Source organism: Halobacteriovorax sp. RT-2-3 (assembly GCF_047085075.1).
Classification (GTDB): domain Bacteria; phylum Bdellovibrionota; class Bacteriovoracia; order Bacteriovoracales; family Bacteriovoracaceae; genus Halobacteriovorax_A.
Genome location: NZ_JBKIYF010000003.1, coordinates 606228 through 632361 on the forward strand (window position 1 = coordinate 606228; position 26134 = coordinate 632361).

The following is a 26134-nucleotide window of genomic DNA, read 5'->3' on the forward strand; positions in this document are numbered from 1 at the left end:
CTTAATCTTTTTTTGGTACCCAAGGAATATCTTGAATATTTTCATGCTTGTTTAAAAATCTAGCAACGATAAAGAAATAATCCGATAGTCGATTTAGATACTCTAAATCTATTGGATCTACATCCCCAAGCTCCACGGCTTCTCTTTCAACTTGGCGTGTTTTTGTGCGACAAATATGAACGTTAGAGGCAGCAACGCTTCCACCAGGAAGTATGAAATATTTTAAAGGATCTACTACAGAATCAAAATAATCGATTTCTCCTTCTAAATGAAGGATGTCTTCAATACTTAATTTCGGTAATTTAAAATTATCTCGGTCCTCTCTAAGCGTTGCGAAGTTAGAACCGAGAACAAAAAGATTTTCTTGAATTGATTTAAAAGTATTTTTTACTCTCGAAACATCGATGTAACAGAGCGATAGACCTACATAGCTATTAAGCTCATCAAGATTTCCATAAAGATTTATACGAGCACTTGCTTTAGATACTCGTTGACCACCAACAAGACTAGTCTCACCTTTATCACCTGTACGAGTGTAGATCTTCGACTTCTTCATTACATATTCCTTCTGTACTTCCCACCAATTTCATAAAGAAGATTAGTGATTTGTCCAAGAGAACAATAATTAACTGTTTCAATAAGTTCAGCAAAAATATTTCCACCAGATAAAGCAACTGCTCTTAGTTTATTTAGTGCTTCATCAGATTTATCAGCATTTCTAGATTTGAAATCATTTAAACGTGAAATCTGACCTTTCTTTTCTTCGTCGCTACAACGTGAAAGTTCAATTTCTTGGTTTAACTGCTCATCAATATTGTCTGCAATATAAGTATTAACACCAATGATTGGAAGTTCTCCAGTATCTTTTAGTGTCTCATAGTATAGAGACTCTTCTTGAATTTTTGATCTTTGATACATACTTTCCATTGCACCAAGAACACCACCCTTATCAGAAATTCTCTCAAATTCTGCTAAGATAGCTTCTTCAACAAGATCGGCTAACTCTTCAATTACGTAAGCTCCCTGCATAGGGTTGTCAGATTTATTTAAACCAAACTCGCGGTTAATAATCATCTGAATTGCCATTGCACGTCTTACAGACTCTTCAGTTGGTGTCGTAATCGCTTCATCATAAGCATTTGTATGTAGAGAGTTACAATTATCAGAAAGTGCAAGGTAAGCTTGTAGAGTCGTTCTAATATCATTGAAATCAATTTCTTGAGCGTGTAAAGAACGCCCTGAAGTTTGAATGTGATATTTAAATTTTTGAGACTTGTCATTTGCACCATATTTATCGCGCATTGTGATCGCCCAAATCTTTCTAGCAACACGTCCGATCACTGAGTATTCAGGATCAAGACCATTAGAGAAGAAGAAAGATAAGTTTTGAGAGAACTCATCAATATTTAATCCACGAGCTAAGTAGTACTCAACAAAAGTGAAACCGTTAGCAAGAGTGAAAGCAACTTGAGTAATTGGGTTCGCACCAGCTTCTGCAATATGGTATCCCGAAATTGAAACCGTATAGTAATTTTTAATTTTCTGCTGACAGAAATACTCTTGAACATCTCCCATCATCTTAAGTGCAAACTCAAGAGAGAAGATACATGTGTTCTGTGCCTGATCTTCTTTTAGGATATCTGCTTGTACAGTACCTCTAATTTGTTGAAGAATTGCTAGGCGTTTTTCATTATCGTAATAATCCTCACCTTTTAACTTTTGTCTTAAAGCAGTGTTTAAGTAGAAAGCTAACATAATTGGTGCAGGGCCATTAATTGTCATTGATACAGATGTATATGGATCAGATAGATCAAAGCCATCAAATAGTAATTCCATATCTTCAACTGTCGCAATCGAAACTCCGGCTTCACCAATTTTACCAAAGATATCTGGACGAAGATCTGGATCTTCTCCGTAAAGAGTTACAGAGTCAAAAGCAGTTGAAAGACGTTTCGCTTTGTCATCTTTTGAAAGATAGTGAAAACGCTTATTCGTTCTCGCTGGGCCACCTTCTCCTGCAAACATTCTCTTTGGATCTTCATCAGTACGCTTAAATGGAAAAATCCCTGCGCCGAATGGAAAGAAGCCTGGCATATTTACATCTCTAATGAAACGGTACTGATCAACTTTAGAAGAGAATCTTGGAGTTCCTACTTTTTGAATTTCTAATCCAGAAAGTGAAGTATATTTAGTTGCAACTTTAAACTCTCGATCACGTACGTGATAAGTGAAAGTTCCGTCTTGGTATTGCTTTAAAACTGATTGAAATTGTTCAATCTCTTTTTCAACATCTTCACCAAGCTCTGCTTTAAGCTCAGCAAGCTTTGCATCAACTTCGTTACTTGGAACAATTTTACTTGTGATCTCAAGTGCTTCGATGTCACGAAGTTTTTCCATTCTAATTTCAGTTTCGTTATTATAGTCACGAGAAGCCTTAGCGATCTCTCTTAGGTATAATGATCTCTCTGCAGGAATAATTCTCGTCTTATCATTACTTGCACGATTTGCGATGATTCCTTCTAGAGGTGCTTGGTCAAAGTCAAATGTTTGAGCAATGGCCTGAAATAAAGCATTTACACCAACATCATTAAACTTAGATGCCATTGTTCCAAAAATTGGAAGCTCTTCATCCGTCGGAGAACCTGGATGACCAGCAAACAGTTGATGATTGCGGCGATATTGCTTTCTAATATCTCTCATTGAATCTTCTGAACGAGGCTTTTCAAACTTGTTTAGAACTACAAAGTCAGCCTGTTCAAGCATCTCAATTTTTTCAAGTTGAGTTGCAGCACCATACTCAGGAGTCATTACATATACACACTTATCTGAGATCTTTGTAATCTCATCAGAAGCCTGACCAATACCTGAAGTTTCAACGATAATTAAATCGAAATCTTGTTCCTTTAAAAAGTTAACAGTCTTTTTAATTTGAGGAGAAAGCTCTGTACCAGAGTCACGTGTTGCCAGTGATCTAATATAGAAGTTTTCAAAATTAGCAGAACCAAGTCTAATACGGTCACCTAAAAGAGCACCTTGAGTTTTCTTCTTAGTTGGGTCAACTGAAATAAGTGCAACTTTCTTTTCTGGATAAAAGCGGTGAAATCTTAAAAGTGTTTCATCAATTAAAGATGACTTACCAGCACCACCTGTCCCTGTGATACCAAGAACTGGAATATTTTTATTTGAAGAAGGAATTTCAATATCGGCCCCATCTTCAATAGCAGTAATTACTTTTGCTAATTGAGTCTTTGGTAGATCCTTTGCTTTTGCATCAAGAGTGAAGCCATCAAGTGTTGAGTGAGTAGCTCTCTCGATCATATCGTCAATAATTCCCTCAAGACCTAATTTCATCCCGTCTTCAGGAGAATAGATTCTTGTGATACCTTTCTCGTGCAGGGCCTTAATTTCTTTTGGAGTGATTACACCACCACCGCCGCCAAAAATACGAACGTTAGTTGCCCCAGCTTCATCTAAAAGCTCACGTACATAAGCAAAGTATTCATTATGCCCACCTTGATAAGAACTCAAGGCAACAGCATTTGCGTCTTCGTGTAAAACAGCATCAACAACCTCTTGTGCAGAACGGTTGTGTCCAAGGTGAATAACTTCCACACCTTTTGACTGAAGAAGCCTTCTCATAATATTTATTGATACATCATGGCCATCAAATAAACTGGCCGCTGTGACAAATCTTAATTTTCTCACTCTAAACCTCTGAAATCACGTCAGGTAAAAACAATTATTTACCCAAGCTTTTTATCATTCAATATTGCTAAAGGACTATACCTAATGTATTTTAATCAGGCAAAAATCCCTTTTATGATGCGTTGAAATACGTTAAAATACTGCTAATTAACTTAGTATTAGGAATTGCTAATGAGCGAAGATGTTAAATTTTTAGTGGAGAATCCTTACCACTCGGCACGCTTTAAGCCAGCGAGAAAAGGTAAGAAGGGCCCTAAGCTACTAGCTGTTGTTCACCAGTCAGGATGTACAGGATGTGAAATCTGTATCCAAGGTTGTCCAGTAGACTCAATTGAACTAGTACCTGGTCCAAATCCAAATAACCCACAATTCAATCAAACAGTTGAAATCGACCTAGCTAGATGTATTGGTTGTCAAAACTGCTCTCAAGACTGTCCTTGGGAAACGATTACAATGTATGAGCACAATGATGCTTTTGCAATTTGGGGACGTGAAACTCTTAAGTCAGAACTCTATGTTTCAGAAGAGTCTCTTAACGAGCTACACAGCGAATTTGGAATTACAAAAGAAAAACCAAGTGAAGAAACAAATACAGAAGAAGAGAGTGCTTAAGCCTAGGCTTTAGCACTCTTTTTATTTCCACGAACTTCAGTTAAAAAATAATCAACAATATATATACCTGCTGCTACAGATATTGAAGCATCTGCCACGTTGAAAGCAGCAAAGTGCCATCCCTTATAATAGAAATCAAACATATCGACGACGTAATCTAATGAGATACGATCAATAAGATTTCCAACAGCTCCAGCGAAGATCATTGAATAAGCTAAACAAAGCATATAACTTTTCTTTCTTGAGTCCCAGATTAAATAGACAAACCAAAGACATGCAATTACCGGCAGGATTTTAAAAAGAATCATTCTAACTACGTCAGGAAACTCACTCCCCATTCCAAAAGCTACACCAGGATTCTTCACATAAGTAAGATTAAAGAAGCCAGGAATAACTGTTAATGTTTCCCCAAGCTTAAAACTAGATTGAATTGCTCCCTTAGAAAATTGATCCAAGAAAAGAATTCCAACAATAAGTAATGTCATTTGCCAAATTCGATTCATTTATAAAATTCCTTAGGGTTAATCTCGTACTTTTCAATCTTTCTAAGAAGTGTCTTCTTAGGAATATTTGCTTTCAATGCTGTTTGATTAATCTTTCCATTATTAATTTTTAAAGCCTGGATGATAAATTCTTTTTCAAAAATATCTTTAGCTTGTGAAAAATTAAGCCTTAGCTCACCGTCAACTTCATTAGTTGCAAAAACAAATTGATAACCTTGTGCACTTGCAATTAATTGTTCATCTTGTCCTGCATCTGTAAGAACAGAGTCCTTAATTTCATCGTAATCAATAATAGCTTGAGATTCTTCGACAAGATTTTCAACTGTAACTGATTTTCTTATCTTATCTGGTAAAGAGCTGGCTTTGATAATATCACCACTTTCAATAATGAAAGCATGCTCGATAACATTTCTAAGCTCACGAATATTACCTGGCCAATCATGACCTTGCATAATCTTCATTGCTTCTTCATCAAGTCCACTAATTTCTAGATTATGAACATTATTAAAATACTTAACGTAGTATTCAACAAGATGAGGAATATCTGAGTTTCTCTCTCTTAACGGAGGAAGATATACTGGAAGAACATTTAAACGGTAGAATAAGTCTTCTCTAAATGTTCCTTCTTCAATCATCTTTTCAAATGGTTTGTGTGAAGCTGCAATTACACGAACATCAGCTTTAATCTCTCTATTTGAACCGACAGGAGTGAAGGTACCTTCTTGAAGAACGCGAAGTAGTTTAACTTGCATCGTTGGTGAAACATCACCGATCTCATCTAAGAAAAGAGTTCCACCATCAGCAAATTGAAACTTACCGATTTTTCTTTCGTTAGCACCAGTAAACGCACCTTTTTCGTGACCAAATAATTCTGACTCTATTAAGTTTTCAGGAATAGCTGCCAAGTTAATCGTTACAAATTTTTCATCTTTTCTTGGACCATTATAGTGAATTGCACGAGCAACAAGCTCTTTACCTGTACCAGACTCACCTCGAATTAAAACCGGAGTGTTTACTTGCGCAAGCTTTCCAATAACATTGAAAACCTTCTGCATAACATCTGATTCACCAACAAATTTATTTTTTGTATCACCAAGTGATAAAACTGGAGCCGAGAAACCAACTGTTTCAACAAGTGATCTTGCTTTAAGGGCACGCTTAATCAATGAAACAAGATTGTCTGAGCTGATCGGCTTTTCAAGGTAATTATAAGCGCCTTCTTTTACGACCTTTACCGCATCAGTAACATTTGAATACGCAGTTAAGATAATAACAATTACTGAAGGATCATGTTTCTTAATCTCTGTTAACGCTTCAATACCATCCATTTCAGGCATGTTCACGTCCATAACAACTAGATCATACTTAGTCTTATAAACAGCACTTAACGCCTCTTTCCCGTTGTCGGCAACATCAACTGCAAAGTGATGAAATTCCAACGCCTCTCTTACTGAGGTTTGTAAAACTTTATCATCATCGACAACTAAAACCTTATGCATATGCACTCCATTTATTTATTCAAAAATTTAATTAGAAAACTTGTTCCTTCTCCAAGTGATGAAGTTACAGAAATCTCACCACCATGAAGTTCTACGAAATATTTTACCAGATAAAGACCTAGACCGCTCCCCTTAATAATATGGGACGCATCATTTTTAACCCGATAAAACTTCTCAAATATATTATCGACGTCGTCTTGGCCCATACCAACACCATTGTCTGAAATTTCAATATAGACCCAAGTATCATCGTCCCAAGTCTTTATATTAATTGTCTTACCTTCACCAGCGTATTTAATCGAGTTTTCAACAATATTAGAAACAATACGATTAACGAGACTAACATCAATCTCAATTGGAAATAGTGGTCCGAGCTCTGTCTCAATTGACATCTCTTTTGAACGCGCCAGGTACATTAAGCTATTTACGCAATCTTCAATAATTTTATTAACATCCTTACTTTGTAGATTAAGAGAGATATTTCGAGACTCAACTTTTGTAAGGTCTAAAATTGAAGTGATAAAATTATTAAGTTCTTTTGTTGAATCAATAATAGTTTTTAGTCCATCGTGCATGTAGGTTTCACCACCACGATTTCTTTGCAGCATATTATCAGCAACACCTGCAATTTTGGCTACCGGTGTCTTCAGGTCATGACTCATTAACGAAATAAAGTTTTGCTTTAAGTTTTCAACTCTCTTAAGTAGCTTTGTTTCTTCTTGAATCTTATAACGACGTTGATACTCACCAATCGCCCTAAATGGTACCCAAATATAGTAAACGACAAACACTGTTAATAAGATATGCGTAATATAAAGCCAAAGTCCAAAGAGTAAAAAGATTAAATATGAAAAGAGAACTGTTCCAACAATAATCCCAAACGTAATAAGAAGTCCTTTAGCTGGCTGAATTCTAGATATAACAATTGAAAGAATGACACCAATTAACATCGAAAGAATTTTAGTCACCCAAAGAGGTATTGAATAAATTAATTGATTCTCCATTAATGCTTTTGTCATATTGGCATGGATTTCTAATTTCGAAGTTCTCTTCTGATCTTTATCAAATGGAGTCTTTGCATAATGTCTCAAATTCGAAATATAGGCAGGGCCAATTAAAACAACTTTTCCATTAAAGTAGCCACTTGGAATATTTCCAACAACAACTCTGTGAACAGGTAGTTTTTCTAAGTGCTCTAGTGTTCGTAATGGATAACGAAATAAGCTGAAGCTAGCATCAGCTTCTGGCATATAGTAAGCACTCTTAAGCTTATTTAAAACAAGTGGTTCTTCATTATTAATTATTCGCCATTCATTAGCAGTCCAAAAATCAAGAGTCTCTTCACCTGAAATATTGAGAACCATTCTTCTAACGACATCATCTTTAGCAAAGAGCTTACTATCAATATTCACAACTGCTGGAGAATATCCTAAGTCTCTTAATTCTTGTGGAGGAAGACGCTCTCCCCAAGAATCTAATTCTGTCCCATAACGATAAAGTCCACCTTGCTTCATATAATCTTTAATTTCATCATGAAGCAATTGAAGAGACGCTGCCTCTCTTTCATTTAATGGAGCAGAGAGATCTCCAAAGAAATTTATAATTGCTGGTTTATCCTTTAAGACTTTCCTAAAAAGCTTTAGATAAGTTGTATAGGTATAAGGATAACTCTCGCCAAGAAACTCATCACTCTCTTCATCAATCTTAATGAGAACGATATTATCATCGTGAACTAGAGTCATATCTAACTTTAGTCTTAAATCATAAAAGATTGCTTCAATAGATTGAAACTTATACTGAAATAAAACAGACAAGAAGACGACTGTAAAAAGCGCTGGGTAATATTTTGTAAAATCTAATTCTCTGAAGTACTTAAAAAAGTTCTTCATAGTAACTCACTTTGATGAAATCGCTCATCCATAGCATCTGGAGTACGTAGAATTGACCACATTGTTGTTGAAGCGACATTAAAATGCACAACATTAATCATCGCATTCTCAAGGTAAATTACCTTCTGAGCAACTCCTCTCATATCGACACTCTCATTCTTTTTAAAGTGATATTCTTTAAAACTATTTGAAAGGCGATTAAATAATCTTCGAGGTACGACAAACATATAACGGAAAACGGCTTCAGCTCTTGCCAACTTGAACACCCAATTAAAAATCGTACGCCAAAACAAAAGAACCACTAAGATGTGAGTTAGTATCTTTGCATTAATTGTCTCATTGAAACTAAGTTCAGCCTCAAGGTACTTATCCATTTCAGATGGCGATAAATTCTTTATGATAGCTAAGTTAATGATCACATAACCAGAACCAAGCAAGCTTCCCATCATAAAGAAAGGAGCATTTTTACTCTCAAAAAACTTCAATCTTCCCTTATTGCCTCTAAAGTGAAGTCCATTTATTTTATTAAAAATGGCCACATGTTCTTTGTTATCTAATCTTATTGGGTTTAGCTTAGACAGCACAATGGAAGGTATGATGTAAGTAAACGAAATTACATAGATTAATGTCGCCAATGCTACCGAACTCGAAATGTGGAGATTTGTACTGAAGACAATGAATCCACCGGCCAGGAAAAATACCTGAATAAAGACGATAAAAAGACTTAATAAATATGAAATTAATACACTAAACAAAATTTTGTCCCTATTTTTTTTACAAGATATTCTCTAATTATAGACCCAAATCCAAAATACGGCTATAAGTCATCTGAATCACAGATAGACAAAAGCAGATATATATGAAGCGATTGATATATAATTTCGCAGCGCACCTATTGTGGATTCCGTAATTGTGATACACAAGGCATTAACGTTTTAAATATAAGCAGAAGGGGTATTTTGAATGCATACTAAGCTACTTTTTGGTACAGCAGGTGTTCCTAATTCTACAGTTAAAAAGAACAATCCAGTAGAAGGTGTTAAAAGAATTCACGAACTTGGACTTGATTGTATGCAACTCGAGTTTGCACACGGCGTAAGAATGAAGGAAGAAGTTTCTTCAAATCTAAGAAAAGTATCATATGAGCTAGGCGTTCCATTAACTTCTCACGGCCCATACTATATCAACCTAAATGCTAGAGAGCAGGATAAAATTGATTCTTCTGTTGAAAGAATCATCCAAACAGCTAAGATTTCTGACCTTTGTGGTGCAGAATCAATGACTTTCCACGCAGCTTTCTACATGAAAGATTCTCCATATGATGTTTTCGACCTAGTTGAAAAGTCGATGAATGTAATCGAAGAAAGATTAAGCAGACTTGATATTGAGATTGAGCTTCGTCCAGAGCTTACAGGAAAGACTTCACAGTTTGGTTCTTTAGAAGAGCTTATCAGCCTAACTAAGAACGTAGACTCTTGTCGCCCATGTATGGACTTCTCTCACTTATATGCACGTACTAACCAGTACAACTCTGAAGAAGAGTTTGATGAAGTAATCAATAAACTTAAAGAAGAACTTGGTGAAGATTCAGTTAAAAATATGCACATCCATATTTCAGGTATTAGCACTAACTCTAAAGGTGATCTTAAACACCTTAACCTAGAGAAATCTGACTTTAACTGGAAAGATCTTCTAAAGTCTCTTAAGAAGAATGGTTGTGGTGGATACATGATCTGTAACTCACCAAACCTAGAAGACGATGCATTAATGCTTAAAAATTACTACAATTCACTATAAAAAAAAAGCGGCTTTTAAGCCGCTTTTTTTATCTCTTCAAAATCTTTAGTTTCGATATAAATATTTTCATCCATCATATAAACAACTAAGTCATCATGTGTTTGAAGAACTTCTTTTAGGCCATCATTAAGGGCTTTATCATAAAGTTTAAGTTCAAGAAAACTGCTTATTTTCAAGTCATTAATAAATGAAAGTCCTTGTGGAAAATCTATGAAAGTACCACCGATCCAGAGACGATAAGACTTTATTTCTGAAATATAATTTAGTTGATGAGCATTAGAGTTGGCACTTTCAGTTAAGTTGAAAGTTTCACCAACCAGTTTATCGAAAGAAAGATCTAATATTTTGCTACTTTTCACGACTTACTTATCGGTAAGTTCGAAGATATCTTAACGAGCGTCTGTTTCTTTAAACTCGTAAAAAGACTTCACATCACTGATATCTGAAATCAACCACTTATCATCCTTCTTAATAATAAGAGCAATCTTCTTAACAGAGATCGAAACATCTTGTTTTGTCTTACCATCCGTGGCCTCATCATCATAGGCCACTGAATAAGTGATTGAACACTCATCCCCCGAGCAGTTCTTATAGACAATCGAAAGTCTAGATTTCTTGAAATTAGACATTTCATTGAGCTTTTTCGCGTCCTCAGTTAGTGCCTGAGTATATTCTTCAAGTAATGTACCAGTAAGGTAATCTTTAAGCTCATCAACTTTAATTTCATCATTCAGTCTTTTCTCGATAAATGCAGTTAGCACTCCTTCAGGAGACTTATTTGAGTTACATGAAATAAAAAGTAATGCAATGATTAGATACTTAAACATTTAGAGTTCCTTCCTAGATTATAATGAAACAATTCCTCTTCGTTTCAGAATATTATAAAGTGTAATCCAGTTGTAATTATTATTTTCTGACTTTGATAATAATTTTAATCCATAGCCGTTAGGGTAAACGAGCTCAACACAAAAGTTATCAACAAATTTTCTACCTTCATATTCTAACTCAAATTCTAACTTTTCACCCTTAGATATTTTTTCACTTGTGTAGATTACAATTCCTTTATCATCACAGTTAGAAATTTTAACAGGTAAACAAGAGCCTGACGAAAGATATACATTTCCTTCAAGAGAACAAAAGCCGTCGAAATTAAAATTTTCTTTTGTAAAAATTGGTTTGAAGATTGCTTGTCCAAGCTCTTCCTTCAAAAGAAGAATCATATTATATGAAACTAATAAAAAGATTACCGCCATCAAAAGTATAATCTTGTCGTACTCCACTAGGAATAATGAAAATACCTTATAAAAGATATTTAAAACAAAGACCGACAGAACCACTACAGTAAGTTCTCCCATGTAGAGAATCTTAAAAATTAAAAATATAGCTAAGGCAGTTGTAATTTTATAGGTCGTAACAATTCCGATAAAACGATTCAAGTCAATTGCTGAAACATCTGCATCAAGTGAATAACACGTATGTAGGAAAAACAGCGAAAATACCACAAACAGAATATTTAGCAATTTGAATGTCAGAGTGTCAGAATTGTGCACTTATTACCTTAAATTTTAAAATTTGTTATAATTAATATATGGATTATTATCTCGAAATTTCTTCACGTTGTATAGAGTGTGATAACTGCAGGCTTATCTGTCCAGAAAAGGCAATTTTTATGGATAAAGGTAAGTACACAATAGAACCTTGGGCCTGTACGTTGTGTAACGCATGTATACTTGTTTGCCCTGTCGACTGTATAAAAGAAGTTACTCAGAAAGAATAATCTTTTTCCTTATAAGTAATAATTCTCGAATCGAAATCAAATCGAACACCAAGCCAATCCATTATCGATGTCGATCTAAAATCAGTTCCTTCAAGTTCCTCGATAGAGGCAACAAATTTTTTAACCACAGCTGGAAGCTTTTCAAGGTCTGAAATTACATCAATATACTTGTCCAGTGTACCCAAGTCGAGAAACACTGGGTTTTTAGGAAGGCTCATATGGACTGTTTTATTATTATAGTCCGCTACCGTTTTGAAGAAAGATGATTCACCTTCAACCAGTGGAATCTTTCTTAAATCTAATATACCAACACCTGAGTAAGTTAAATAATTACTATCAGCATCATGAGGTGAAATACTTGTAAGCTTTCCATCAATAACTTTAGTCTCGTTGTAAGAAGCATCTTTATCAACTTCAATTGCATATAAGTGAGCAATCGCATTAGCAGATAACATTCGTTCAACATCATTTTGAATCTGCTCAAAATCAAAAAAATAAAATTGATCAGAATTAATAATGAATATAACCTCATCATCAATATGCTTCTTCAAATTATGAATACAGCCACCGCTACCTAAGATATCTGGTTCATGTAGTAAGACAACATCCTTATCTTTTGCCCAAACTAGCATTTCGTCATGACAATGGTGAGAATTTATATAGATATTATTACAACCTAACATTTTTGCATAAGCTACTTGTAAATCCAGCAGACGTAGATTGAAAAATGGCCATAAAGGTTTAGGTATTATTTTTCCTAGATTTCCCATGCGTGTGCCAAAACCAGCACTAGCAATAAAGCAAGTTTTAATCATTCAAACCTCGCTCTAAAATTTTTGCGAAATCATTAAACTTTTCAATTGTACTCGTTTTACAAGTATTAATGAGCTTCTCTAAGTTTACAGGGATGAATTGTAGGTAATTATCTTTCTTTTTATCGATATTTAAATAGGCGAAACTTCCAAGGGCCTTAAAAGTTCTTTGAATTTGCACAATATGATAATCATTTTTGTACTTATTATAAAAGTCATTATCATAACTTAATAATAACTTCTCTTTCTCGGCGTCAGAGAAATTAATATAACAGTCGTCCACAAGTGAAACTAAATCATACATTTTTGGGCCAACCCTCATGTCTTGATAGTCAATATGGAATAGAACACCATCCTTAACATAAAGATTATTTGAGTGATAATCGCGATGACAAACAACTTCCTTATGAGATTCATAATAGTTAATGATGTATTCTCTCACTTCTTTAAGAAGTAAACTTTCATCATTATTTAGTTCAACTCCTAAATGTTGCTGTAGAAAATAATTGCATGCTAAATCAAATTCGAAACCAATTTTTTCACGATCAAAGTCTCTTCCCATGCAAAACTCAAGTGGCATATTTTGATATTTTTTAATATCGCCTACAGCTTCTACATGCTTAGAAAGTCCTGAAGAAAGATAAAAATCTTTTAACGAAATACTTCCAATATCTTCTAGAATAAGGATTGAAAACTCTGGATCGTAGAATAGAATCTTAGGTGTTTTAATATCACTTAAAATATTATTTGTGACAGTGTTGAAGTCACAACTTTGTTGGCCATTTGAAATCTCAACACACACTACATATGTATTATTCTCGTGATTTAAACGATAGTACTCACGGCTAGAAGCATCACCTGACAATTTCTGCAGTTTACTATCTTCAGTATAATAACCAACATTTTCTAACTTATTTACAATTGATTCTTTATTCATCCTATTTACTCTTTAGATACTTTCTTTGAAATAATAGAATAGACGAGATGAGTTTTTTTCAAAAATTAAATTCTCATCCTCTCCACTATTAACCATATAATTTTTAAGTAAAAATTCTTCTTTCGAAAGCTCATGTGAGTGTACACCTTGCACACTAAAACTAATCGATTGACGGTTTAGAGTCTGGAGCCAAAGAAGTCGTGCCTCTGGATCGTATCCAGATTTGATCAATACTTCGTAGACCAAATTATTTAAGTCTCTTTTAGCATTCAAGTCTAAATTATTAATACGAATCATATCATCGATAGTGTAAGAATTTAGTGGAATCAGTTTTTTCTTCTCATAGATGCCAATTTTACTTCTTATCAATTCTCCTAAGAGAACGGCCACGAAAATATTCTCACTATTCATATAATTTTTAAGTAAACCACGAGACATAAAAACGTTATTTTTTGGAAGGGAGAAGTAGAAATTCCTATTGTCATCAACAATATAAAAATTGATACCAAAATCGTCTTTTTGAAAGAGCCCTTGATTATTTAAATAAAGTTCTTTTGCAATTGTATTCAAGTAACGTAATGATCTTCTATTTGGCTTTCTTACCTTATTATTTTTGATGAAAAGTTCTGCTATTCCTTCAAGGTGCGTCAGATAATCTTGAGATGTAAACGTATCCTGATAGTTGTATGGATAATCATTATCTTTTTTATAAAGATAAGTACAAGACGTGAAACTAAATAGTGTTAGTAGAATTAAAATTTTCATCTTCTATTAGGTAAAAAATAAAAAAGCTCTCGTTATGAGAGCTTTATATAATTAATCTATTATACATGAATTACATAGACTCGGAAGCAACATCTCTTTCCTCAGGAACATAATAAAGTGTAAAACCTGCAAAGATTAGATTTGGATCTTTAATCATATCTCTATTATTATCCCAGATTGATCTCCACTTGGCCGGTGTTCCATACTTATCTTGAGAAATAACACCAAGTGTTTCTCCTCTTCTAATTAAGTGAGGTAGTCCAACTGGATTCCAATTAAATTGTCCACTTTGATATTTGATTTTATCTCCTGCTTGAAGACCATCTGCTAAAGCTTCTTGATTCATCGCTTGGATATCACGCCACTTTCTATAGTCACCATATAGCTTAAAAGCAATCCACATTAGTGTTTCACCTTTTTGAACTTCATAGTAATCAGATGCAGTTACAATAACATCTTTTTCTAAAGCTACATTTTCTTCAAGAAGAATTTCATCTGTTGGTGATGGTGCTTCACTTCCAAGAACAGCAACTGATTCATCGGTCGGTTGCATTGTTGCTTCTTCTAGTTGATTTAGATCTTCATTCGCATCAACAACGAAGTCAGAATCATCAATTGAAATCTCTTCAGATTGTTCAGCCGCTGCTACTTCCCCTTCTTTCTTTTCATTGTTTGAACATGAAGTGAAAGTTAGTGCCGAAACTAATAATAATAAGAATATCTTCTTCATGGTATATTACCCCTTTTAAATAGTAACAATTATATGTAATTCCCTTCGGTTACTTTTAAATAGATATTTAAATTTTAACCGCCTAGACTAATTTCTTCATGCGATGTACAATTTTTCCGTATGAAGAATATAATGATCCTATTCTTACTATTTTTATCAACTACTGCTCTTTCTCAAAGTGCGGTTAATGATTTCTCAAATGCAGCTAATTTTGAACTAGCTAATGAAAAGCTATTGAAAATTTCTGGAACCAAAAGAATTATTCTTGTCAGTAATAGTCAAGATAGCTTCGCAAAAGGTGACTACATTACTATCTTAATAAATAAGGTACCTGTTGCACGTGGAGTTGTTCCGAAACAAGAAGAGAATCAAGCAGCTGTTAAAGTCACAAAAGTGTACGATGAAGAATTATTTAAAAATTTCTTTGTAAACCAAGATGTTCAAATCTTACGTGGCGATGACTCAGCTTACGGTAAGCCCGCTGACAATCAAGATGATCAATTTAAAATCACTGATTCAGAATCTCTTTATGATGATACGACATTACTAGAGGAAGACTTGTATGGTGATGAAAGTCAACAAACAGGTGTCATTAAAAATGATAATATCGCCTCTGTTGGTATCGGTCTTGTGGATGGATTTAACACTGCCGGAAAGCAAGATACAAATACTCAATATAATGCCGCATGGTCTTTTCAAGTTGAAAAAAATATTTGGATCGAAGGCTTTATTGGTCGTCATCTTATTCGTGCTTTCCCTGCAGATGATATAGATACAGCAGTAAATCAGTATATCTTCAGAGCAAAGTACTCATTTGAAGGTCCTTTATACACAGTATTTATGCCATATGTTGGATATAAATTTGCAACTGCTGATAGTCCTGGTGCTGGTGACGTTTCTAAAGTTGGTTCAGACCAAGCCCAAAGAGAACTTGACCTCGTTGCAAGTGTTGAACAAGATGAGTTTGTTTTTGGTGCAACAGGATTTAAAAGATTAGTACCTGGATGGTTTTTAAGGGTTGATATTGGAACAGATGTAATGGGAGTAGGTCTTGCACTTGAGTTCTAAGTTTTTATTATTTTTTACTACTTTTGCACTAACTTCTTGTGGTGTAAAAACTGCTCCCAAGCCAAAGAATGATAACTTTCCTTCATTCATTGAGCAAAATAAAAAAGTACTAAGACCTAAGTCACAGCTTAAATCTAAAAGCTCAGATGAAGATTCAAAAAAAGAATCTAAAAAGTCTTCGAACTAATGAAAATAATCTTCAGTCTCGGCTCAAATTTAAATAATAAAGAAGAGATTCTTCTTAGCGCAACTAAAGAAATCGAATTGGCCCTAGATGCCAAATCATTTATTAGTAGGATTTTCGAAACCCCACCATACGGGCCACAAGATCAGCCAAATTTTTATAATATTGCTCTTGAAATTGAGACATCCCAAAACATAGAGCCAGAAGCTCTTTTGCACATAGCAAAAGAAATTGAAAATAAACTTGGTCGCAAACGACGCTATCACTGGGGCCCTAGAGAGATTGATATCGATATTATTTTTATTGATAAATTAAAATATGAATCAAAGAACTTAATTATACCCCATAAAGAATTTAGAAATAGAAGCTTTGTGCTCGAGCCCTTGAAGGATTTACCGAGCTATAGCGAATACAAATCATATTTTGAAATTGCTGAATTGAAGCATAATGATGCAACACCACTCAAATAGTACCAAGGTGTTTTATTACACTATCTTAAGCCTTTATTACCTATTTACTAAATACTGAAAAACTATCTATAATAATGTCACATTATCTTTAGAACAATAGGTTCCATCATGATCAACTTTGAATTAACTTCCGAGCAAAAAGAAATTCGTGAACTTGCAATGAAATTTGCAAAAAATGAGATGATGCCTAAAGCTGGCGAATATGATGAAAAGGCACAGATGCCTTTGGACATTCTTCGCAAAGCTTGGGAGCTTGGTTTAGTTAATACTTGTATTCCAGCTGAATATGGTGGTGCAGGTTTTTCTACTATTGATTCAATGATCATTACTGAAGCTCTTGCCTATGGCTGTCTAGGAATGAATACCGCAATCATGGCAAATGATCTTGCACTTCTACCAATTGTTATTGGTGGGAATGAAGAACAAAAAAAGAGATTTTTAACTCCTTTTACTGAAGATTATAAAATTGCAGCTTTCTGCTTAACAGAACCAGGCTATGGATCAGATGCAGCGGGTATCAAAACAACTATAAAAGAAAGTGGAGATCACTACTTATTAAATGGAAATAAGATGTGGATCACAAATGCAGGATATGCAGATCTTTTTGTTGTCTATGCAACAACTGATACAACACTTAAGCACAAAGGTATTACGGCACTTGTTATTGATGGAAAGTCCGAGGGAATTGAGCTTGGTGAAAAAGAAAATAAAATGGGACATCGTTGTTCTGATACTAGAGCAGTGACTTTTACAAACGTAAAAGTTCCAAAAGAGAATATTTTAGGTGGTCTTGGTCAAGGTTGGCCAATTGCAATGGCAACATTAAATCACTCTAGACCTATGGTTGCGAGTTCCGCAGTAGGTGGAGCTCAATGTGCTATGGATCATGCGGTTAAGTATGCTGGGGAGAGAGTACAATTTGGTGTTCCACTATCTCGTCATCAGGCCATTCAAATGATGATCGCCGACATGGGAATTGAAATTGAAGCAGCTCGACTACTTGTTCAAAAGGCTGCGTGGTCAATTGATAATGGAAAACCAAATCCAGAACTTTCATCATACTCAAAAGCTAAAGCCGCTGATATGTTTATGAAAGTAGCAACTGATGCTGTACAAGTATTTGGTGGCTACGGTTATAGTAAAGAATATCCAGTTGAAAAAATAATGAGAGACGCCAAACTCATTCAAATATATGAAGGCACTTCACAAATACAAAGATTAGTTATTGCTAAAGAAATTTTTACAAGGAGCTAAAATTGAACATTTTTGTATGTATTAAACAAGTTCCAGACACGGAAACTAAAATTACTCCAAATGGTGATGGATCTTATATCGAAACAAGTTCTATCAAGTGGATCATGAATCCATATGATGAATTTGCAGTAGAGCAAGCTCTATTAACTAAAGCTGCAAACAGTGGTTCTACTGTTACTGTAGTAAGAGTTGGTGGTGTTAAAGACACTGAAGCTCTAAGAACTGCCCTAGCAATGGGTGCTGACGATGCAATCCTAGTTGAAGCTGATGACAACTTAGATTCATATATGACAGCTAAAGCACTTAAAGGTGCTATTGAAAAATCTGGAAAAACTCCAGATGTTATCTTCACTGGAAAACAAGCAATTGATGACGACTGTCTTCAAGTTCCACAACTTCTAGCTCAAATGCTAGGAATGCCTTCAGTAACTGTTGTAGACGGTTGTGAAGAAGCAGGTGGTTCATATACTCTTAAAAGAGAAGTTGAAGGTGGAGCACTAGAAGTTTACGAAGTAACTGCTCCAGTATTAATTGCGGCCAACAAAGGTCTAAACAGCCCACGTTATGCTTCTCTTCCAGGGATTATGAAAGCTAAGAGAAAGCCTCTTGCTCAACATTCACTTTCAGATGTAGGTGTATCTGCTGACGATCGTCGTGTTAAGTATTCTGGTTTCCAACTTCCACCAGAAAAACCAGCTGGGAAGAAGTTTGATGCAATGGACGAAGCTGCTCAAGCAGGTGTTGTAGCTGAAGTTGTTAAGCTTTTAAGAGAAGAAGCTAAAGTTATCTAAGGAGATTATTAAAATGGCAAAGATATTAGTATTTTCTGAAACAAGTGGTGAAACAGTTAAGTCTGTTACATTTGAAATCTTAGGAAAACTTGCTGGTCACACTGTTGACGTAGCAATCGTTGGTGACATGGGTGCTAATGCAACTGCAGATCTTGCAAAGTATGGTGCTGCTAATGTTCACAACCTAAAAGGTGCAAACCTAGATAAGTATTCTCCAGAAGGATACGCTAATGCACTTAAAGAATTTATCGGTTCAAACTACGATTACGTATTTGCTGGTGCAACTTCTCTAGCAAAAGACCTTATGCCAAGACTAGCTGGTATGTTTGATGCAGGTATGGCATCAGAAGTTACAAATTTTGTAATGGAAGGTGACAACTTTGCAGGAACAAGACCACTATTTGCTGGTAAAGTTCTAGCTAAAGTAGAACTAGACGGACCTAAGCCAGGTTTCGTAACTGTAAGACCTAACGCTCTTGGTATGCCAGAAGCTCCAACTGCTGGTGCAGGTGCTGCAAATGAAGTTGCTGCTAACGCTGGTGACATCAAAGCTGCAATCAAAGAAATCGTTAAGGGTGCTTCTGAGAAGCTAGACCTGACAGAAGCAAATGTCATCGTATCTGGTGGTCGTGCTATGAAATCTGCAGAAAACTTCAAGATCCTTGAAGAACTAGCAGAAGTTCTTGGTGCAACAGTTGGTGCTTCACGTGCTGCTGTAGACTCAGGATATGCTCCACACGCAATGCAAGTTGGTCAAACTGGTAAAACAGTTGCTCCATCTCTTTACATCGCTTGTGGTATTTCAGGTGCTATTCAGCACTTAGCTGGGATGAGAACATCTAAGGTTATCGTTGCAATCAACACTGACCCAGATGCGCCAATCTTTACTAAAGCTGACTACGGAATTGTTGGAGATCTTTTCCAAATCGTTCCAATTCTTAAAGAAGAACTTAAAAAAGTTCTTTAAGCATCCGCAGCATTGTTTGCCCAAAGGCAAACTATTGGCTGCGGTGCTAGGCCTCAGTGCAATGAAATGAATTACATATTCAACAAGCCGGGTTCAAGCCCGGCTTTGTTGTCTCTAGGCCTATGGGAAAGTTTGTGCAATAATCAATCTACTCCCTGCGGTGCTAGCTCCCCATGCAAGGAGCACATTCTGATCGAGAGCGAGGGTTCAGTCTGCTTCGGCTCCTGCCTCTAGCAGACATACAGGTCATCGTAACCATAAAGCCCGAGCGGTTCGTCTCAGGAGCAAAAAAACTTCGCATATATAATACATAAAAAAGGCCCTCAATTTTGAGGGCCTTTGTTTTTCTTCTCTTCTCTCTTTATATTTATGGATTAGAATCCGTAACCTTGTCTGTCTAATTCTTCTTGTCTTTCGTATTCAAGTTCTTTTTGCTCTTCAAATCTTTCAGCTGGATCGTCTACAAGAACTTCTTCTTCGTATCTTTCTTCTTCAACTTCTTCCACATTTTGTTTTTCATTATTTTCAGCGCTAACATTACCTTGAGCTAAGTTAATATCGTTTTCAAATGACCCTTCTTCTGTCAGAGATCTTTCAAAACGTGACTCTTCTTTTGCTCTTTCCATGCTTTCGAATTCAGCATTTACTCTTTCTAGCTCATCGTAAGTTACAAAGTTAATTAACCCACCAGCATATGGACCAGTTGTAAATCTTAGACGGTATCCATTTTCACCATTTCTAGCAAATACTCCGTGTGAAAGTTGTCCCTGAAGTTCAACTTCAAATGCACTTCCATCTTTAAGTTTAATATCACCAAGTACTTCATTAATATCTTTATCGAATACGTTGAAGTAAAGACCTTGAACACCATTTGGTCCAACTGTAACACTTCCTTCAATCTTATCTTCACCACGAATTAGCTCGTTATTTAATTGAGGAAGAACTACTCTTTCGATAATAAATTCTTTTCTCTCATTTTCATTAATCATTGCTGCTTCTTCTAAAGCTTCATCAACAATAACATCTTGAGTAGCTACTTCATTATTTGCTTCTAAAACTCTTCTTGCTTCAATTAATTCAAATCCATCTTCATAAGCTCTAAAGATTGAGATATTTTTATTATTCTCGTGTAGGAAAGAAACATCAAAAGTGTACTCATTATTATCGTTAAGTTGAACTAGACCAGTTCCAATTAACTTCATATCAACTACTCTTTTAGAGTTTGCTTTCTTCTCATTAAAAATTTCATTTCCTTCGTGATTCTCTACTCTTACAATTTCCCATTTACCGTCGATAATTTGTGCATACTCTGCAACAGGTAAGTATTGTACAGATACTTTTTCACGATCAGATGAAGCTACGATACGATCAACGCTCTCATCAACTCTCTTTTCAAAAGAAATATCTTTCTGTTGCATAAATGAGTTATCAGTTACTGAAATCCCTTGATAGATACCACCGAATACAAGGAATGATCCTGATAGTACTGATGCGATAATGAATTTCTTGTAAATAGCTGTTGCTTTCATACAGTGCTCCTAAAACCTATATGCATATATAGAAGCAACACTCATGCCAAATTGAACAAATACGTATATTTGCTAACTTACTGAAAACGCGTTCGTATTTAATGGAATTTATTGAATTGTTTAGGTATTAGACTGTTAAACTTTTAACACTGTAGAAAAAGTAAACACACCCCAGGGGTGTGCCTACTCTAATATGAATAAGAATTAATCAACTTGGAAAGTCTTCTTCTCATAGTCACTATGAGAAGCTCTAAAGCGCTTTAGAGCGACTACAATAAGCTCTTCAAGCTCAATCCCAGTATTCTGAGACATTAACTCAAAAGAGGTAACAACGTTTTCTTCGATCATAACTTTAAGCTCTTTAAGGTTGCCTTGGTTATGCGTTTGATCTTTCATTTAAAACTCCTACTTTACGACCTTCAAGGCGCCCATTTTTCTTAGATTTACTAATGCTTGGGTGACTTCAAAATCAAATAATTCGCAATTGCTATAAATATCTTTAACCTTGCTGTATTCAGCTATAGTTTTTAATAGTAAAAATTCATTTGCACCAGTCTTTTTTCCATTTTTTATGAACACAGGATTGATCAAAATGTGAATATTTTCTGGTGGACGAAGGGACTTAGCCTTTAAATGCTGAGAATAAGCATTTTCAATATTCGACTTTAACTCACTAAATTTTAGTTTGAATTCGTAGTCACTCTCAGAAACAACTTCTGGCTCGGCCACAAGAGTGAACTCCTCGATATGATCCATTTCAAAAATTACTAACGAGTATAAGGCCTTAAGGCCTGTCTTCTTAGAAAACTGGGCCGCAACAACAATTCCCTCGCTAATATATATAACGCCTAGGAACTGACGATCGGCCCTTTTAAGAATATTGATTCTGCCTGTGAAATTAAAAGAGCATTGCTCCTCTATTTTCTGTATGATGGACATTTTCTACCTTTTGAAAATTTTTGAGAAAAAACCTTTCCCCTCACCATCATTATTTTCTATTTCAATGATCTTTTTTGCAATACCGGAATATGCTTTCCATACTGGTCTACTTTCGTATGAATTATTAGACATGTAAGGCACACCATTATCGCAAGATTCACGTAAAGCAATTTCAATAGGGATTTCACCTAAGAATGGATAACCAAGCTCATTTGCGATATCAGCTCCACCCTTTTCACCGAAAATATAGTATTTCTTCCCAGGCATATCATCTGGTGCGAAGTAGCTCATATTTTCAATAAGACCTAAAACAGGAATATTGACCTGTTCAAACATATTGAAGCCTTTTCTAGAATCAAGTAGAGCAACATCCTGTGGTGTTGATACACCAACAATCCCACTTAGATTTAAAGTTTGAGCAATTGATAACTGAACATCACCAGTTCCTGGAGGCAGATCTAATACTAGGTAATCAAGCTCACCCCAATCAACATCAAAAAGAAATTGATTTAGAACCCCTCCAAGCATAGGCCCACGCCAGATTACAGCGTCTTTTTCTTCAATGAATAAACCGAAGCTAATGAATTTAATTCCATGTGCTTCTATAGGGGCAATTTTCTTATCATCAGTTGCAAGAGGCTTCGCATCTCTTTGACCCAGAAGCATCGGAATAGATGGCCCATAAATATCGGCATCTAGTAGACCTACTTTCTTTCCTTGGTTTTTAAGAGATAGAGCTAAGTTTACAGAAACTGTACTTTTCCCAACACCACCCTTTCCAGATGAAACAGCGATAATCTTCTTCACGCCCGGAATATCACGTTTTTGAGGTGCAGCCTTAGCGTGACCGACTTCTAACTTCGCACCTTGTTGTTGAGGCTTTTGCTGTTGCTGAGCTGGCATTTCTTGGGTAGAAATAGTTTTAATGAAGAGGTCATCTTCACTAACAATAGCTGAAAGAGAATTAACAATTGAATCCTCAATATCTCGTTTTTGTGCAGGAGTAATGCCATCACGATTATAAACAATCGTAAGCTTCTTATCTTCGATTGCAATATCCTTGAAACGATTCTCATCTAATAGGGATTTTCCAGTGTTTGGGTTATTAACCTCAACTAATTTACTTTTAACTATTTCAATATTTAGCATACTAATTCTCTCAGTTTTTTATCGTTTTATGCGTGAATTCTATTAAATATTGGGCACTTATTCAATGAGTAAAGCAAATTTTTGCCCTACAACAAAATTCATAAGATGTTATAATTACTAAAGAAACTAAATTAAAGTTTGGAGAAATTGTGTCTAAGCCATATAAGCGTTCCATAATCATAGTCGACTCTAAATTTCAGCTGAGATTCAGTGCATTAATTTGTATTGTAATTCTAGTACTAAGTGCATTCTATCCACTTGTTATTTACCAAGTGCTAACTAATATTTCAGAAAAATTTCCACAATCTGCTGAGCATATTGCAACAATGAAGAGTGATCTTTTAAACTTTCTCATTTTATGCCAAGCATTTTTTGGGATCCTCATCTTTGTAGTTTGTATTTTCTTTACTCACAAAGTTGCAGGCCCACTTTATAAATTAAAACAATATCTTGCTGGACTAAGACACACAGGGTTTGAAAGAAAGCTTTCATTTAGAGAAGGTGATTACTTTCAAGATGTCGCAGATGAAGTTAATTTAACAGTTGAGTACTTCCAAACTCATTTTAAGGAAGACACTGTTTATATTGATGAAATCTGTAACTATTTAAAGAACCTACAACAAGTTGTACCTGACGATAAAAAATTAATCTTAAGTGATGTAGTCACTAAGTTAAAAAGTATGGAAGGTCGTTTCAATGAGTTTATTGGGTAAGAAGTTTATTCTTTTATCGTTAACGGCAAGCTTGTCATTTACAAGCTTTGCTAAAGATTCTCGTTCTCTTAAAGACAAAGAGCTTACAGCTGCACGTCACATCTCAGAAATTGAACGCATTTTAAAAAGAAAGAAATTACCTAATCATAAAATCAATAATGCAATTAAGGCCATTAAAGATGGTGGTATCTTTAAAAATTATCTCACTCACTTGGAGTTTTTAAGTGATCTAAAAACATCACTAAAAAAAGATAAGTATTTTTCATGTAATATTAAAAGTCACAGAACAAATCGCGTTGAGGATGAATTTGTTTCAAATATTAGAAATTACTGTTTTCACACTGTTAATTATTTAATTAACGATAAGTATTACAATGATATTATTGCTGATGATGAAAACTTCTCTAAGGCCATTCAATATCTTGCAACATCTCGAAACTCACTTTTCATTAGTAAACTAGAAGAAGTTGATAAAGAATCTAAAATTTATCAACATATTAAAAAACAGCTTATCGAAATAACTTTGATCAATGGGCTAAAGATTGATTCTAAGCTTTATTCACATATAGATTTTGATAAAGATATCACTCTTTTATTCCAAAATAATCTACATAGAATTAAGAAGAACAAATTAACCATTACGAACGAATTTATAAAACAATATCGCCAATTAAAAAATCTAGTAAAAAATAATGAGAAAAAGAAAGCAAATATCAATGAACAACTTTCAAAGTTTTTAACTTTTGAAAAGGCCAATGAAGACTATATTTATAAAAAGTCTTCATGGAAACGTGTTCGCTATATTGGAAAACTCCTTTTAAATAATGATGATATTGCCAATGCCAATCGTTACTTTGCTCGCTCATATGAGATTAGTTATGATGATGAATCAAAAAATGAATCACTCTTCCTTCTACTTTGGAATTCAATAAAAAATGAAAACTATAAGGAAAGTATCGTAACAGTACAAAACTATAAATTAATAGATGAGTTTTCCAATCTATACACTAAGACAAAATTTTGGATTGCTTATAGTTATATGAAAGATGGGAATGAATCCCTTGCAAAACACTTATTCAAATTAATGATTAATGGAAACCCATTAAGCTTCTATTCAATTATTGCCCAGGACTATCTTCCTGAGTTTGATAAGAGTTATGTTAAATCACTTTATTTCCATAAGAATACAGTTAATCTTCCCAAACTAGAATTAGCGGACTTCACCCAGGCCAAACAAAGAAATATTAAGGAATCAAATATTTGGCATGAGTTAAAATTTGTCGGAAAGGTTGATAAATTAATTTATGAATTTATCCGTTTCAATCCTGAAACTGATATTATCAATAGGGCCAAGTTAGACTCTCTTCCATTAGAAGAACAACGTGTGGCTATATTTAATTACTTTCTTCATCATTTCAAAGAAAGTGGTGATTTTTTATCGAGTTTCAAACTCGTCTCAAGGACAATTGACTTAAATCTCATAAGGCCTTCAAAAATTGATATTACGACTCTCTTTCCGGTTCTACATCTTGATAAGATTAAAGATGTAAATGCTGAAATTGACCCGCTTCTAGTTTTATCGATTATCAGACAAGAAAGCGCATTCAATCCAAACGCACGTTCAGCAGTAGGCGCACTAGGACTAATGCAACTTATGCCAGCTACGGCAAGACAGATGACTAATTTTAGAAAAACAGACGAGATCTTAATTCCACATAGAAATATCGATGCTGGTGTACGCTACTTCAAATCTCTACTTAATAAGTTTGATGGAAATATAATCTATGCATTATCTTCATATAATGCAGGTCCACACAAGGTAACAAAGTGGGCAAAGAATCTTATGGATGTAGAAGATCCTATTTTTCAAATTGAACAAATTCCATATAAAGAAACGAGACTGTACGTGAAGCTAATCTATCGTAATTTCTTCTTCTATAATTTAATGAAGGATAATTATATTTTAGAAAAAAGTGTGGCATCGACATTTAATGCCTTTCCTAAGAAGGAAGCGAAACGAGAAATATCATCTCAATTATAGAAA

28 protein-coding genes are annotated in these 26134 nt (G+C 34.8%); 11 read left to right on the top strand and 17 right to left on the bottom strand.

Annotated elements, in window-relative coordinates:
* Position 1: 1 nt before the first annotated feature.
* Together ACMAYX_RS13505 and icmF are read right to left on the bottom strand one after the other, a co-directional pair.
* The gene (locus tag ACMAYX_RS13505; protein WP_103218668.1) at positions 2-556 is read right to left on the bottom strand and encodes a cob(I)yrinic acid a,c-diamide adenosyltransferase; all 555 of its coding nucleotides are present in this window, start codon (positions 554-556) and stop codon (positions 2-4) included.
* Positions 556-3705, bottom strand: a complete 3150-nt coding sequence (gene icmF / locus ACMAYX_RS13510) for a fused isobutyryl-CoA mutase/GTPase IcmF (RefSeq protein ID WP_412470996.1) — start codon at positions 3703-3705, stop codon at positions 556-558. Before icmF ends, ACMAYX_RS13505 begins: the two co-directional genes overlap by 1 nt.
* A gap of 171 nt (positions 3706-3876) precedes the next feature.
* Between icmF and ACMAYX_RS13515 the strand changes: the two genes are divergently transcribed.
* Positions 3877-4317, top strand: coding sequence for an indolepyruvate ferredoxin oxidoreductase subunit alpha (locus tag ACMAYX_RS13515; protein WP_103218667.1), 441 nt, complete (start codon positions 3877-3879; stop codon positions 4315-4317).
* A gap of 2 nt (positions 4318-4319) precedes the next feature.
* On the opposite strand, the gene lspA is transcribed toward ACMAYX_RS13515, so the two are convergent.
* Genes lspA through ACMAYX_RS13535 form a run of 4 tightly spaced genes read right to left on the bottom strand, consistent with a single transcriptional unit; the run spans position 4320 to position 8963 of the window.
* Positions 4320-4820 (bottom strand): signal peptidase II, encoded by a 501-nt coding sequence (gene lspA, locus ACMAYX_RS13520; protein ID WP_103218666.1) that lies wholly within the window; start codon positions 4818-4820, stop codon positions 4320-4322.
* Positions 4817-6319 carry a sigma-54-dependent transcriptional regulator gene (locus ACMAYX_RS13525; protein WP_103218665.1) on the bottom strand — a complete coding sequence of 501 codons (1503 nt, stop codon included), beginning with the start codon at positions 6317-6319 and terminating at the stop codon, positions 4817-4819. The genes lspA and ACMAYX_RS13525 overlap by 4 nt, the downstream gene beginning before the upstream one ends.
* Before the next feature lie 11 nt (positions 6320-6330).
* A complete protein-coding gene (locus ACMAYX_RS13530; RefSeq protein ID WP_103218664.1) occupies positions 6331-8208 on the bottom strand; it encodes an ATP-binding protein in 1878 nt (625 codons plus the stop codon).
* The gene (locus ACMAYX_RS13535; RefSeq protein ID WP_412472053.1) at positions 8205-8963 is read right to left on the bottom strand and encodes a hypothetical protein; all 759 of its coding nucleotides are present in this window, start codon (positions 8961-8963) and stop codon (positions 8205-8207) included. Before ACMAYX_RS13535 ends, ACMAYX_RS13530 begins: the two co-directional genes overlap by 4 nt.
* A gap of 208 nt (positions 8964-9171) precedes the next feature.
* Between ACMAYX_RS13535 and ACMAYX_RS13540 the strand changes: the two genes are divergently transcribed.
* Positions 9172-10005, top strand: coding sequence for a TIM barrel protein (locus ACMAYX_RS13540; protein WP_103218662.1), 834 nt, complete (start codon positions 9172-9174; stop codon positions 10003-10005).
* A gap of 14 nt (positions 10006-10019) precedes the next feature.
* Here the strand turns inward: ACMAYX_RS13540 and ACMAYX_RS13545 are convergent, their stop codons facing one another.
* The 3 genes from ACMAYX_RS13545 to ACMAYX_RS13555 are packed head-to-tail and all read right to left on the bottom strand — an operon-like array spanning position 10020 to position 11507.
* Positions 10020-10364: a hypothetical protein gene (locus tag ACMAYX_RS13545; RefSeq protein WP_103218661.1), complete on the bottom strand. Its 345-nt coding sequence runs from the start codon at positions 10362-10364 to the stop codon at positions 10020-10022.
* Positions 10365-10394: 30 nt separating this feature from the next.
* Positions 10395-10832 (bottom strand): hypothetical protein, encoded by a 438-nt coding sequence (locus ACMAYX_RS13550; RefSeq protein WP_103218660.1) that lies wholly within the window; start codon positions 10830-10832, stop codon positions 10395-10397.
* An 18-nt stretch (positions 10833-10850) separates the two neighbouring features.
* The gene (locus ACMAYX_RS13555; RefSeq protein ID WP_146037888.1) at positions 10851-11507 is read right to left on the bottom strand and encodes a hypothetical protein; all 657 of its coding nucleotides are present in this window, start codon (positions 11505-11507) and stop codon (positions 10851-10853) included.
* Positions 11508-11593: 86 nt separating this feature from the next.
* On the opposite strand from ACMAYX_RS13555, the gene ACMAYX_RS13560 reads away from it, so the two are divergent.
* On the top strand, positions 11594-11782 hold the full coding sequence (locus ACMAYX_RS13560; protein WP_103218658.1) for a DUF362 domain-containing protein: 189 nt from the start codon (positions 11594-11596) through the stop codon (positions 11780-11782).
* Here the strand turns inward: ACMAYX_RS13560 and ACMAYX_RS13565 are convergent.
* The 4 genes from ACMAYX_RS13565 to ACMAYX_RS13580 form a co-directional block, all read right to left on the bottom strand.
* Positions 11770-12597: a sugar phosphate nucleotidyltransferase gene (locus ACMAYX_RS13565; RefSeq protein WP_412470511.1), complete on the bottom strand. Its 828-nt coding sequence runs from the start codon at positions 12595-12597 to the stop codon at positions 11770-11772. The genes ACMAYX_RS13560 and ACMAYX_RS13565 overlap by 13 nt on opposite strands.
* Positions 12590-13531, bottom strand: a complete 942-nt coding sequence (locus ACMAYX_RS13570; protein ID WP_103218656.1) for a phosphotransferase — start codon at positions 13529-13531, stop codon at positions 12590-12592. The genes ACMAYX_RS13565 and ACMAYX_RS13570 overlap by 8 nt, the downstream gene beginning before the upstream one ends.
* A 12-nt stretch (positions 13532-13543) precedes the next feature.
* Positions 13544-14296: a hypothetical protein gene (locus tag ACMAYX_RS13575; RefSeq protein WP_103218655.1), complete on the bottom strand. Its 753-nt coding sequence runs from the start codon at positions 14294-14296 to the stop codon at positions 13544-13546.
* A gap of 70 nt (positions 14297-14366) precedes the next feature.
* The gene (locus ACMAYX_RS13580; RefSeq protein WP_103218654.1) at positions 14367-15026 is read right to left on the bottom strand and encodes a LysM peptidoglycan-binding domain-containing protein; all 660 of its coding nucleotides are present in this window, start codon (positions 15024-15026) and stop codon (positions 14367-14369) included.
* A gap of 120 nt (positions 15027-15146) precedes the next feature.
* Between ACMAYX_RS13580 and ACMAYX_RS13585 the strand changes: the two genes are divergently transcribed.
* The 6 genes from ACMAYX_RS13585 (at position 15147) to ACMAYX_RS13610 (ending at position 19760) form a co-directional block, all read left to right on the top strand.
* Entirely contained in the window at positions 15147-16094 is a 948-nt protein-coding gene (locus ACMAYX_RS13585; RefSeq protein WP_146037887.1) for a hypothetical protein, read from the top strand.
* Entirely contained in the window at positions 16084-16281 is a 198-nt protein-coding gene (locus ACMAYX_RS13590) for a hypothetical protein (RefSeq protein ID WP_158246916.1), read from the top strand. Before ACMAYX_RS13585 ends, ACMAYX_RS13590 begins: the two co-directional genes overlap by 11 nt.
* Positions 16281-16748: a 2-amino-4-hydroxy-6-hydroxymethyldihydropteridine diphosphokinase gene (gene folK, locus ACMAYX_RS13595; RefSeq protein ID WP_103218651.1), complete on the top strand. Its 468-nt coding sequence runs from the start codon at positions 16281-16283 to the stop codon at positions 16746-16748. Before ACMAYX_RS13590 ends, folK begins: the two co-directional genes overlap by 1 nt.
* A 111-nt stretch (positions 16749-16859) precedes the next feature.
* Positions 16860-18002, top strand: a complete 1143-nt coding sequence (locus tag ACMAYX_RS13600; RefSeq protein WP_368667188.1) for an acyl-CoA dehydrogenase family protein — start codon at positions 16860-16862, stop codon at positions 18000-18002.
* A 2-nt stretch (positions 18003-18004) separates the two neighbouring features.
* Positions 18005-18793 carry an electron transfer flavoprotein subunit beta/FixA family protein gene (locus tag ACMAYX_RS13605; RefSeq protein WP_103218649.1) on the top strand — a complete coding sequence of 263 codons (789 nt, stop codon included), beginning with the start codon at positions 18005-18007 and terminating at the stop codon, positions 18791-18793.
* Between the two features lie 13 nt (positions 18794-18806).
* Complete coding sequence (locus ACMAYX_RS13610) at positions 18807-19760, top strand: electron transfer flavoprotein subunit alpha/FixB family protein (protein ID WP_103218648.1); 954 nt, start codon at positions 18807-18809, stop codon at positions 19758-19760.
* A gap of 374 nt (positions 19761-20134) precedes the next feature.
* On the opposite strand, the gene ACMAYX_RS13615 is transcribed toward ACMAYX_RS13610, so the two are convergent.
* The 4 genes from ACMAYX_RS13615 to ACMAYX_RS13630 form a co-directional block, all read right to left on the bottom strand.
* Positions 20135-21289 (bottom strand): hypothetical protein, encoded by a 1155-nt coding sequence (locus ACMAYX_RS13615; RefSeq protein ID WP_103218647.1) that lies wholly within the window; start codon positions 21287-21289, stop codon positions 20135-20137.
* Between the two features lie 204 nt (positions 21290-21493).
* Complete coding sequence (locus ACMAYX_RS13620) at positions 21494-21685, bottom strand: hypothetical protein (RefSeq protein WP_021267727.1); 192 nt, start codon at positions 21683-21685, stop codon at positions 21494-21496.
* A gap of 9 nt (positions 21686-21694) precedes the next feature.
* Positions 21695-22228, bottom strand: coding sequence for a hypothetical protein (locus tag ACMAYX_RS13625; protein WP_103218646.1), 534 nt, complete (start codon positions 22226-22228; stop codon positions 21695-21697).
* Between the two features lie 3 nt (positions 22229-22231).
* A complete protein-coding gene (locus ACMAYX_RS13630) occupies positions 22232-23377 on the bottom strand; it encodes an Mrp/NBP35 family ATP-binding protein (RefSeq protein ID WP_412472054.1) in 1146 nt (381 codons plus the stop codon).
* Between the two features lie 149 nt (positions 23378-23526).
* On the opposite strand from ACMAYX_RS13630, the gene ACMAYX_RS13635 reads away from it, so the two are divergent.
* Both ACMAYX_RS13635 and ACMAYX_RS13640 read left to right on the top strand, forming a co-directional pair.
* Positions 23527-24090: a hypothetical protein gene (locus tag ACMAYX_RS13635; RefSeq protein WP_103218644.1), complete on the top strand. Its 564-nt coding sequence runs from the start codon at positions 23527-23529 to the stop codon at positions 24088-24090.
* Entirely contained in the window at positions 24074-26131 is a 2058-nt protein-coding gene (locus ACMAYX_RS13640; protein ID WP_412472055.1) for a transglycosylase SLT domain-containing protein, read from the top strand. The genes ACMAYX_RS13635 and ACMAYX_RS13640 overlap by 17 nt, the downstream gene beginning before the upstream one ends.
* Positions 26132-26134 lie beyond the last annotated feature (3 nt).